Below are 10,696 nucleotides of genomic sequence, written 5' to 3'. Positions count from 1 at the left end.
GTCCTACCCGCTGTCCACCGCCCCGCGCACCATCCCCGCCGTACGGGAGCACGTGCCCGCACGCGGACCCGGCTGGAAGCCCGCCCCCGAGGCCCGCGTGGTCGTCGCGCAGGGCGACACGGCCGCGCTGTCCGACGAGGCCCGGCTGCTCGCCGGGGAACTGGGCCTCAAGTACGGCGACTCCGCGGCGCCGCGCGCCGGCGACGTGGAGCTCTCCCTGGAGGGCGCGGGCAAGCCCGAGTCGTACACCCTCACCGTCAAGGACGGCACGGTCCGGATCAAGGGACCCGACGAGGCCGGGGTCTTCTACGGGACCCGCACCCTCAAACAGGCGGTGAAGAGTGCCGGTTCGGCCCCCGAGGGCACGGTGAACGACGCCCCGGCCAAGCCCCAGCGCGGCCTCAACCTCGACATAGCGCGCAAGCACTTCACCCCCGACTGGATAGAGGACCGGCTGCGCGAGATGGCCGACCTCAAACTCAACCAGCTCGGCCTGCACTTCTCCGACGACCAGGCCTTCCGCATCCAGTCCGACACCCACCCCGAGATCGTCTCCGATCCGCACCTCACCAAGGCGCAGGTCCGCGAGATCACGGCGCTCGCCGCCCGGCTGCACATCAGCGTCGTCCCCGAGATCGACTCGCCCGGACACCTCGGCGCGGTGCTGCGAGCCCACCCCGACCTGCAACTGCGCGACGTACAGGGCAGGGCGGTCAAGGGAGCGGTGGACATATCCAACCCGGCGGCCGCGAAGCTCATCGACGAACTCCTGCGCGAGTACCAGCCGCTGTTCCCCGGCGGAGCCTGGCACCTGGGCGCCGACGAGTACCAGGCGCTGGTCTACCGGGACCCGCAGACCTCCTTCCCGCAGCTCGCCCGCGCGGCGCAGCAGCGGTACGGGTCCGGCGCGCGCGTGCAGGACCTGGCCACGGGCTGGCTCAACGACCGCGCCGACGTGGTCCGCCCGTCGGGCAAGGCGCTGAAGGCGTGGAACGACGGCTTCTTCGCGGGCGGCATGACGAGCGCGGCCAAGGACATCCAGGTCGAGTACTGGACCGGCAAGGAGATCGGCGCCCGGCCGCCGCTGGAGTACCTGCGCGAGGGCCGCAAGCTGGTGAACCTCAACGACGAGTACCTGTACTACGTGCTCGGCGAGCCGAACCAGTTCACCTACCCCACCGGCCGGCGGATCTACGAGGAGTGGACCCCGCTGGTCCTGCGGGGCACCACCGCCGTCCCGGCCTCGTACGGGAACCAGATCCAGGGCGCGCGCCTCGCGGTCTGGGCCGACCTTGCCGGCGCCCAGACCCAGGCCCAGGTGGCGGAGGGCATCCGGCTGCCGCTGGCCGCGCTCTCCCAGAAGGTCTGGGACCCGCGCGCACCCCAGCAGCCCTGGACCGGCTTCCAGGCCCTCGCCGAGCGGCTCTGAGCGGGGAGGGGTCCGCGATCTGCAACGGTCCGACACCGGGCCGGTGACGAACGACTTTCGGCCATCGTTCCGGCCTGATCCCGGCGCTACGTTGACGCTCCGCTTCGACGTGGCAAAAGGGAGACGACATGAGAGTGGTGCGCAGCCGGAGACGGGCTCGCGGACGGGGCGGACTGGCCGCCCTCGCGGTGTGCGGGATGCTGGGGCTCGCGGCCTGCCAGGGCGGTGACGGCGCGGGCCCTACCGCTTCCGGGGCAGGCCCGACCGGCTCGTCGGCCACGGCCACGGCCTCTGCCGCCTCCTCCGCCACCGCCGCGACGCCCTCGGCGTCGAAGTCGCCCGCGAAGGCCACGGCGTCCGGCACGCCCGCGAAGAAGCCCACCTCCGCCGCCTCCGCGTCCGGTGCCGCCTGCGACCACAAGATGCCGATCGCGCCCGACCTGATCGCCGTCCGCCGGTACACGCCCGAGGGGGCCGCGCACCATCTGATCGTCCATCACGGGAACTGGGGCTGCACTCCCGACGGGGAGGGGACGTACTTCGAGCCGGTGGGCAAGGAGACCGCCCTCCCGCTCGCGGACCACGCCGAGATCACCGCCACCGCCCCGGTCGTCGAAGGCTCGGCGCCCAAGAAGATCAGCGTCCAGCAGCTCGTCGACTGGGTGGTCGCCCACCCCGACTCCGGGCTGCCGTTCCGCTACCACCTGGGCGCCGACGGGGCGATCGACACCCTCGACGAGGTCTACCTCCCGTAGGCCGTCCGGCCGCCACCGGACGGGGCGGCCGCCGTGACGGCGGCCGCACCGGGTCACCAGATGGAGCTGACCCACTCCGGGTGGTCGATGAACGGGTTGCGGTTGTGCTGGTAGGTGTCGAATATGACCTGGTTGCGGCGCTGCTCGAAGGCGTCCGGCGGGTCCATCTGGTTCCACTGCTTCAGCAGGCTGATCCGGCCGAAGAGCGGTGCCGAGCCGTTGTTGACCTTGTCGTTCATCTCCAGGTCCGCGAAGCCGTCGTCGCCGTCGTAGCGGACGGCCATGTAGAGCAGCATCCGGGCCACGTCGCCCTTGACCGCGTCGCGCGGCTCGAAGGAGTCGGCGTCGGTCAGGCTGCCGGGGGCCTCGCTGACGGGGCTGCCGCCCTTGTCGAAGTCCTTGTTGCCCCGGGTGCTGTTGACGGTCACGTCCTCCGGGCGCAGGTGGTGCAGGTCGGTGCCCGGGCCGGTGGCGGTGCCGAAGTCGCCGTGGCTCTTGGCCCAGACGTGCTCGCGGTTCCAGTCGTTGACCCCGCCGCCGTTCGTGGCCTTGGACTGGGAGCGGCCCGAGTAGACGAGGATGACGTTGTTCGGGTTCGCCGGGTCCTGGTCGGTGACCTTCAGGGCGTTCCACACCCCGTCGTAGGTCACCTTGGACTGGTTCTTGATGATGTCGTGCAGGGCGGTCTTCAGCGCGGCCCCGGTCTTGCCCTGGGCGCTCGCGTAGTAGTCCGCGTACGGGTCCGCCGCGGCGGCCGTCGGGTTCTCGGGAGCGGCCGTGCGCTGCTGGCCGGCGGACGCGGCCGCCGGTACGGCGAACAGGGCGGCGGCGGCGAGGGCGGCCGCCCAGGGGGTCAGGCGCGAGATTCTCATCGGGTGGGGGGTACCTCTCCATACGCACCGTCCCCGCCCGGGGAATTGGCGGAGTGTCAGTGGCAGAGCGAGGGTCACATTGTCATGTGCCGAACAGGTGAAAACCACGTGTCGGTAGTGGGGGATCTTCGTGTGTGCAGGCTGTCCGCCGCGGGCAGGGTAGCGGTGGCCCCGGGCGGGGCCGGACCGACCATGACCAGCCCTATCTGGAGCAGCCCATGGCAGTGAAGATCCTCATCGTGACCGGCGACGCGGCCGAATCGCTGGAGGTCCTGTATCCGTACCAGCGCCTGCGCGAGGAGGGGTACGAGGTCCACATCGCGGCGCCGCAGGTGAAGAAGCTGCGGTTCGTGGTCCACGACTTCGAGGAGGGCTTCGACACCTACACCGAGAAGCCCGGATACACCTGGCCGGCCGACCTGGCCTTCACGGAGGTGGTCACGGAGGACTACGCGGCCCTGGTGGTCCCGGGCGGCCGGGCGCCGGAGTACCTGCGCAACGATCCCGAGGTGCGGCGCATCCTGGCGGCCTTCGCCGAGGCCGACAAGCCGATCGCCCAGATCTGCCACGGCCCGCTCATCACCGCCGCGGCCGGGGGCCTGACCGGCCGCCGCGTGACCGCGTATCCGGCGCTGGAACTGGACATGAAGGCGGCCGGGGCCGAGTTCGAGGACTCCGAGACCGTGGTCGACGGCACCCTGGTTTCGGCGCGGGCCTGGCCCGACCACTCGCGGTGGATGAGGGAGTTCCTGACCGTACTGCGCAGCAAGGCCCCGGTGGTCTGACCGCCGGGGCCGGGGGCGGGGCGGGGGAACGGCCCCGCCCCGGCTGTCGTCAGCCGACGGGGGTGATCGCCGGAGCGGGCTCGTACTTGTAGTTCGGGCCGAAGTTCTTCTTCACGGCCGCCTCCCAGGAGCCGTCCTGGACCATCTTCTTCAGCGCGTCGTTGATCTTGCGCTGGAGATCCTTGTTGCCCTTCTTGACGCCGATGCCGTAGTTCTCGCTGCTGAGGCTCAGGCCCGTCAGCTTGAACTTGCGCTCGTTGCCCTTGCGGGCGGCGTACCCGGCCAGGATGGCGTTGTCCGTGGTCATGGCGTCGACACGGCTCTCCTGAAGGGCGACGACGCAGTCCGAATAGCTGCCGAGCTCCAGCAGGGCAGCCTTGGGGGCGAGGTTCTTCTTGAGGTTCTCGGCCGAGGTGGAGCCGGTCACCGAGCACATCGTCTTCGCGTTGAGGTCCTCGGCCTTGTTGATGGAGGTGTCGTCGGCGCGGGTCATCAGGTCCTGGTGCGCGACGAAGTACGGGCCGGCGAAGTCGACCTTCTCCTTGCGCTTCTCGTTGATCGAGTAGCTCGCGACGACGAACTTCACCTCGTTGTACTGGAGGAGCAGCTCGCGGTCGTTGCTGAGGACCTGCTTGAACTCGATGCGGTCCGCCTTGTAGCCGAGCTCCTTGGCCACGTAGGTGGCGACGTCCACGTCGAAGCCGGAGAAGGTGCCGCCGGTCTCCCGCATGCCGATGCCCGGCTGGTCGAACTTGATGCCGATGGAGAGGGTCCCCTGGTCCTCGTCCCCGCCGAAGACGCACCCGGAGGCGGTCAGGGCGATGGCGATCACTGCGGCGACCGCACCGGCCTGGGGAACCTTCATGCTGCACTCTTTCCTGAGGAAACGCGGGATGCGCCACCGGGATCGCCGGGGCGTGTGGAACCGCGGAAACGTGGGTGACGTCGAGACGTGTGTACGAGGAAGCTAGGAAGCCGGCGGGCACAGCGTCACTAGATTTGAGCGAAACTTGAGGATAACGATCCGGTTCAGCCGCAGATCCTGTGGTTGAACCGGGCCGGAGCGGGAGAAGGGGGCGGGCATGGGGGCAGGGTCCGTACGCGTGGACGGGAACGCACTGGTCCTGGGCGAAGGGGTGCATATCAGGTTCATCCGGACCTTGAGGCTCCCCGAGTCGGGCACCCACGCACTGCCGCCGGGGCTGGGGGAGTTCCCGCTGCGACGGGTGGAGGACCACCCCGACACGGTGCCGCCCGAGTGGCTGGCGAAGGGCGGTGTGATGCTGCCCGTGTACCTGCGCGAAGCGATGTGGCTCAGCTTCGGCGGGACCCGCGAGCCCGCCGCTCTCCAGGTCGGGGTCGGCAAGGTGTGCGCCGTCTCCGGCGAGCGCTGGACGGGAAGCCTGGCGCGCGACCCGCAGAACTACGTGGTGCTGCCCCGGCAGCCGTGGCTGGACGGGATCAACTCCGGCGAGGGGACGGTGCGCCAGTTCGTCGCCGTACCGCTGGGGCTCGGAGCCACCGTCGAGGGGCAGGTCACCGGCGAGGAGACCACCGGCGGCGTCCAGCTCCAGGCCTTCCCGCTCGGGGCGGCGGCGCCGGCGCGGTGGCGCCGGGCCGAGCGGACGCGCCCGGCGCCACCGCGGCCGGCCGCCGGCGAAGGGTTCTACGGGGCTCCGCCCGCCCCGGGCTCCACGGGCTCCATCGGCTTCGCGGGCCACGGCGGCCCGGTGCCCGCGCCGATGGCGGCGCAGCCGGGCGCGGCTCCCGGCGCGCCCCGTCCTGTGGGCAGGGCGGGGCCGCCCGCGGCTCCGGCGATGGGGCTCGGCGTCGGCGGCTCCATGCACCAGGAGGTCTACCGGGACGAGCGGCCGCTGTCCGACTGGGCCCGGGAGCCGGCCGGGCGGGTCTTCGTCCACCTCGTGCCCCCGCCCGCGTGGCGCCGTGTCACCGGGGAGGACGCCCCGCCCTCGCCCGTCGACCGGGCCGCGTACACCCGGGCCGGACTGCCCTGGTTCGACTACTACGACGAGTCCGCCGCCGACCTCGCGCCGGGCGACGCCCTGAGCGGGATCAAGCCGGTGGGGGAGTGGCTCGGCGACGACCACACCCCGTGGGAGGAGCCCTCACCCGGCCAGGTCGAGCCGCTCGGGAGCGCCCCCAGGCCGGGCAAACCCGTACAGGACGGCGACTGGTAACCGGCCGGGAACGTACGGTCCTTCGGATCGCCGCGGGGACCCGTGGGATCATGCGGGGGCAAGTCCTGGTGAACGAAGGGGGAGTTCGGTGACTGGTGTACGCAAGGGTCTGGCCAAGGTGGAGTTCGCGCTGCGGTGGGACCCCAGCCCTGCGGGCACGCCCGCGAGCGACCTCGACATAGTCGCCGCGGTCTACGGCGCCTCGGACCTCCACGGCACGCCGGCCCAGCTGGTCCACTTCGGCAGCCGGTCGCCCGACGGCACCATCACCCTGAACCGGGAGAGCCAGACCGGCCAGGGCTTCGGCTTCGACGAGGTGATGACGTTCGAGCTGGACCGGATGGGGTCCGACCTGCGCCGGGTGGTGGTCGGCGTGGTCATCCAGAGCGTGGGCGCGGACACGGGCGCCGCGGGTCGCGCGAAGACCTTCGCCGACATCGCCGGCACGGGGTTCCGGATCCGCGAGGGCCACACCGACCTCGCCCAGAGCGACTTCGCGTCCGTTCCCTCCGCCACCGCGGCGACCGTCGCCGAGTTCACCCGCGATGCGTCGGGCGCCTGGTCGTTCGAGGTGTGCCTGCGCGGGTTCGACACCGATCCGGAGGAGTTCGCCCGGGTCATGGGAGGTATCCGCTGAACACGACCGCCGGGGGGTGCGGTGCCGCCCAGACCGGGCGGGGGCCACTCCTCGAGTGAGTGGCCGCCGCCCGGTCCGGGTGGCGCGCTGCCGCCGTCCCCACGAGGCAGCGCGGGCGGGTCGCCGTCAGGTCATCGGGACGGCGGCCCGCCGGTTCAGGGGGTCCGTCCGGCCGGGGGCCGGGCGGGGGAAGGTGCGAGGCCCAGGGACGGGAGCATGACCGCGTCGACGAACCGGACCAGGTAGTCGGCGTCCGCGTACCGTCCTTCCAGCACCGGCCGGATCCGGAGCACGCCCATCAGCTGGGCCGGCAGGAACTCGACGGCCGGATGGTCCGCGGCGATCTCGCCGCGCGCCACGGCCCGCCGCACCATCACGTCGAACGCGGCGAGCTCGGGCTCGACCAGCGCCTCGCGCAGGGCGGCCTGGAGTTCCTCGTCGCTGAGCACGGCGTGTCCGAGGGCCTGCATCAGCCGGGTGTCCCGCCCGGAGGTGCCGGCCGCGATCCGGGCCGCCTCGCGCAGGTCGCCCGCCAGCGTCCCGGTGTCCACCGCGACGAGGGTGCCGCGCCGGCCGGCGCGCAGGGCGGCGGCGACGAGCTGGGGCTTGGTCTTCCACTGGCGGTAGAGCGTGGACTTGCCGCAGCTGGCCCGGGCGGCGACGCCCTCCATGGTCAGCGCCTCGTAGCCGTGCTCGCGCAGCTGCTCCAGGACGGCGTCGTAGAACTCCTGCTCCCGCTCCGGGGTGATCTTGGAGCGGCGCGCGGGGGTCGGCGTGGACGTCATGGCTGCGGCTCTCCTCGGGGCTCCTCGGTGGCGGTTCCACTACGAAAGTGTACGGGAACGCGACCGTATCGGTACACCAGCGTATCGATACGCCAATGTATCGATACACTGGCGTGTCGCAGTGCGCGCAAACAGGAAGAGAGACCGGGGGATGACCTCCCACACCACACCTGCCGGGCCGGAGGCCGGGCCAGCCGGACCGAGAGCCGCACGCCGTCGCCTCATACGCGAGCTGCTGCTCGTCGCCGGTTTCTTCATCGTGTACAAGGCCGGCCGGCTGCTCTCGACGGACCGCACCGAGGAGGCCTTCCGCAACGCGGAGCGAATATGGGACGCCGAGCGGACCCTGCGCCTGCCCGGTGAAGGCGCGGTCCAGCGGCTGCTGCTGCACGGGGACGCCCTCGTGCACACCGCGAACACCTACTACGCGGTCGTCCACTTCCCCGCGACCGCGCTCTTCCTGATCTGGCTCTACATCCGCCGCCCCGCGCACTACCTGTGGACCCGCCGGGTCCTGGCCGTGCTCACCGCAGCCGCCCTCGTCCTGCACCTCGCCTACCCGCTCGCGCCCCCGCGGATGCTCGAAGCCGCGCAGCTCGTCGACACCGGGCAGGTCTACGGGCCCACCGTCTACCGGGCTGCGCCCGACGCCGACACCCTGGCCAACCAGTTCGCCGCGATGCCCTCGCTGCACTTCGGCTGGGCGCTGATGCTCGCGCTCGGCGTGATCGCCGCCACCCGCGCCAAGTCCCCGGGCGGGAAAGCACCTTCCCGGTGGCGCCTGCTGTGGCTGCTGCACCCGCTGCTGACCCTGCTGGTGATAGTCGGCACGGCCAACCACTACTGGCTCGACGCGGTCGTGGCCGCGGCTCTGCTCGGCGCGGCCCTGCTGCTGGTCCCGAGGCCGCGCACGAGCGGTCCCGGCTCCGGCCCCGGCCCCGACCCGGGTGCGGAGGCCGACGCGGACGCGGAGCGTAGTGCGGACGCCGCCGTACGAGGGCTTCCGGACCGGCAGGGCGCCGCGGCCGCCGTAGGGGCCGGGCAGTGAACGACACCGTTCTCGCCCTCGCGCTCTGCCTCGCCTCGGCCGTGGCCTACGCGGCCGGCGCCGTCGCCCAGGAGCGCCTCGCCCGCGCTGCCGTCGCGCGCAGCGCCAAGGCCCTCATGGGCTCCGGCGCCTGGTGGTGGTCTGCCGGGCTGAACGCGTCCGCCGCTCTCCTGCACGCGGCCGCCCTGCGGTACGGCCCCCTCACCCTGGTGCAGCCGCTCGGAGCGCTCACCCTGGTCGCCGCCGTCCCACTGGGCGCGCGCCGGGCCGGACGCCGGGTGGCCGCCTCCGAATGGCGGGGCACCCTGGCCACCGTCGCCGGACTCGGCCTGCTGCTCCTCCCGGCCTCCGGGCCGGCACCCGACGACACCCTCACCCTGGCCGAGGCGCTGGCCGTCTCCGGGGCGACGGCCGCCGTGATCCTGGCCCTGACCGCGTCCAAGGACCCGCGCTCGGGGCTGCGGCACGCGACGGCCTCCGGGCTGGCCTCCGCGGCGGCCTCCGCGCTGACCCAGACCGTGGCCGTGGCGGGCGGCCGCGGCGGCGCCCTGCTCAGCTTCCGGGTCGTCGCGGTGGCCCTGCTCGTCGTGTTCTTCGCGGTCGGCGGGATGCTGCTGTCGCAGCGGGCCTACCGCGGCGGACTCGGCGCCCCGCTCGCCGTGGTGAACCTGGCCAACCCGCTCGCCGCGGCCGCCATCGGCATGGTCCTGCTCGGCGAACGCCTCCAGGGCGGAGCGCCCGGGATGCTGCTGGCCGCGGCCGGAGCCCTGCTGGCGGCCCGCGGGGTGGTCCTGCTGACCCGGACGCCCTCCACCGGGGCGGTTGCGCCTCGGGCGGTGCCCGACGTGGCTCCGGCCGCCGCCGATCCCGTCGGCCGCGTGGCGGTCTGAGCCGGAGAGAACCGTTTCGGCCACGGTCGCGTCCTCCCTGGTGAACGTCGGTGAACGTCCGGGCGCAGGAACGACCGGGCGGCGGCCGAACGACCGAAGCACCGAACGACCGAACCACCGAAGCGGAGTGACTGGGCATGGGGATCGTCAGCTGGATCATCCTGGGACTGCTGGCCGGCGGCATAGCCAAGGTCCTGTTGCCCGGCCGGGACCCCGGCGGCCTCATCGGCACGACCCTCATCGGCGTCGCCGGCGCCTTCATCGGCGGCTGGCTCTCGGCGAAGGTCCTGGACAAGCCGGTCCAGACGGAGTTCTTCGACCTGGCGACCTGGGGCTCCGCCATCGCGGGCTCGCTGGTCCTGCTCATCGGCTACCGCATCCTGTTCGGCAACTCCCGGGACTGACCCGGCTCCGCGGGCCGGCACCCGCACCACGACCCGTCAGGTTCCGGCCGATGTACGGGTTCGGGCCAGGCACGGTACCCCTCGCCGCGTCGGACGACGGCCCCACTACCCTGGCCGGACCACGCGATGTACGAGAACGAGCAGCGAGGAAACCGGTCCGACATGAGCGTCACCCCCGTCCCCACGGCCGACCTGTACGACGAGTACGGCGAATCCCTCGGCATCTGCGCCACCGCGTTCCGCCAGTTCGGCGGCCGCCGCCTGTTCGCCGGTCCCGTACGGACCGTCCGCTGCCACGAGGACAACGCCCTGCTGCGCTCCCTCGTCCACACACCGGGCGAGGGCGCCGTGCTCGTCGTGGACGGCGGCGGCTCGCCCCGGACCGCCCTGGTCGGCGATCTCCTCGCCGGCGCGGCCGAGAGCAACGGCTGGGCGGGCCTGATCATCAACGGCTCGGTCCGCGACAGCGTCGCCCTCGGCGGGCTCGACCTCGGCATCAAGGCGTTGGGCACGGTCCCGCGCAAGAGCGGCAAGACCGGCGACGGTGCGGTGGACGAGCCCGTCACCATCGGGGACGTCACCTTCCGCCCCGGGGACACGGTCCACGCGGACGACGACGGCGTGGTCGTCCTGCGCGGCTGAGGTCGAGAACAGGCCAGGGTCCGCGCACCGGCCCTGGCACGGCCGGGCCGGCCCGGGTTTCACTGCGGGTCCATGAGACGACACAGGATCACGGGCCTGCTCGGCGCCATCGCGCTGGCCGCCGGCACCCTGGCCGCCGCGGGCCCCGCGGCGCACGGCCTCACCCCGGCCCGTCTCTTAATAAAATAAAACCCGTAGCACAAAGTAAATAGTATAAAACAATGGTAACACCAATAAAAAAAAAAAAAAAA

12 protein-coding genes are annotated in these 10,696 nt (G+C 72.3%); 9 read left to right on the top strand and 3 right to left on the bottom strand.

Features of this window, described 5'->3' with window-relative positions; translation table 11 throughout:
* Positions 1–1,429 (top strand): glycoside hydrolase family 20 protein (locus PV721_RS36165; RefSeq protein WP_319731956.1); only part of this gene is annotated, 1,429 nt, incomplete at its 5' end.
* Positions 1,430–1,557: 128 nt separating this feature from the next.
* The gene (locus PV721_RS36160; protein WP_319731954.1) at positions 1,558–2,184 is read left to right on the top strand and encodes a hypothetical protein; all 627 of its coding nucleotides are present in this window, start codon (positions 1,558–1,560) and stop codon (positions 2,182–2,184) included.
* 53 nt (positions 2,185–2,237) lie between these two features.
* On the opposite strand, the gene PV721_RS36155 is transcribed toward PV721_RS36160, so the two are convergent.
* Positions 2,238–3,056, bottom strand: coding sequence for an endonuclease I family protein (locus PV721_RS36155; protein ID WP_319731952.1), 819 nt, complete (start codon positions 3,054–3,056; stop codon positions 2,238–2,240).
* A gap of 218 nt (positions 3,057–3,274) precedes the next feature.
* Between PV721_RS36155 and PV721_RS36150 the strand changes: the two genes are divergently transcribed.
* Positions 3,275–3,841: a DJ-1/PfpI family protein gene (locus tag PV721_RS36150; protein ID WP_319731950.1), complete on the top strand. Its 567-nt coding sequence runs from the start codon at positions 3,275–3,277 to the stop codon at positions 3,839–3,841.
* A gap of 49 nt (positions 3,842–3,890) precedes the next feature.
* On the opposite strand, the gene PV721_RS36145 is transcribed toward PV721_RS36150, so the two are convergent.
* Positions 3,891–4,706, bottom strand: a complete 816-nt coding sequence (locus PV721_RS36145; RefSeq protein ID WP_319731948.1) for a glutamate ABC transporter substrate-binding protein — start codon at positions 4,704–4,706, stop codon at positions 3,891–3,893.
* A 217-nt stretch (positions 4,707–4,923) separates the two neighbouring features.
* Between PV721_RS36145 and PV721_RS36140 the strand changes: the two genes are divergently transcribed.
* Both PV721_RS36140 and PV721_RS36135 read left to right on the top strand, forming a co-directional pair.
* Entirely contained in the window at positions 4,924–6,039 is a 1,116-nt protein-coding gene (locus PV721_RS36140; protein WP_319731946.1) for a hypothetical protein, read from the top strand.
* Between the two features lie 88 nt (positions 6,040–6,127).
* Positions 6,128–6,676, top strand: a complete 549-nt coding sequence (locus tag PV721_RS36135) for a TerD family protein (RefSeq protein ID WP_319731944.1) — start codon at positions 6,128–6,130, stop codon at positions 6,674–6,676.
* A 155-nt stretch (positions 6,677–6,831) separates the two neighbouring features.
* Here PV721_RS36135 and PV721_RS36130 read toward each other — a convergent pair whose 3' ends face one another.
* Positions 6,832–7,461: a TetR/AcrR family transcriptional regulator gene (locus PV721_RS36130; RefSeq protein ID WP_319731942.1), complete on the bottom strand. Its 630-nt coding sequence runs from the start codon at positions 7,459–7,461 to the stop codon at positions 6,832–6,834.
* A 151-nt stretch (positions 7,462–7,612) separates the two neighbouring features.
* Between PV721_RS36130 and PV721_RS36125 the strand changes: the two genes are divergently transcribed.
* The 4 genes from PV721_RS36125 (at position 7,613) to rraA (ending at position 10,445) form a co-directional block, all read left to right on the top strand.
* Complete coding sequence (locus tag PV721_RS36125; protein ID WP_319731940.1) at positions 7,613–8,509, top strand: phosphatase PAP2 family protein; 897 nt, start codon at positions 7,613–7,615, stop codon at positions 8,507–8,509.
* Positions 8,506–9,399 (top strand): DMT family transporter, encoded by an 894-nt coding sequence (locus tag PV721_RS36120; RefSeq protein ID WP_319731938.1) that lies wholly within the window; start codon positions 8,506–8,508, stop codon positions 9,397–9,399. Before PV721_RS36125 ends, PV721_RS36120 begins: the two co-directional genes overlap by 4 nt.
* A gap of 137 nt (positions 9,400–9,536) precedes the next feature.
* Entirely contained in the window at positions 9,537–9,803 is a 267-nt protein-coding gene (locus PV721_RS36115; protein ID WP_319731936.1) for a GlsB/YeaQ/YmgE family stress response membrane protein, read from the top strand.
* Between the two features lie 162 nt (positions 9,804–9,965).
* Positions 9,966–10,445: a ribonuclease E activity regulator RraA gene (rraA, locus tag PV721_RS36110; protein ID WP_319731934.1), complete on the top strand. Its 480-nt coding sequence runs from the start codon at positions 9,966–9,968 to the stop codon at positions 10,443–10,445.
* Positions 10,446–10,696 lie beyond the last annotated feature (251 nt).

The sequence above is a fragment of the Streptomyces sp. MB09-01 genome (assembly GCF_033794505.1).
Taxonomy (GTDB): Bacteria; Actinomycetota; Actinomycetes; order Streptomycetales; family Streptomycetaceae; genus Streptomyces.
The sequence above is the reverse complement of the archived record's forward strand: the minus strand, read 5'-3'. Positions and strand labels throughout refer to the sequence as shown.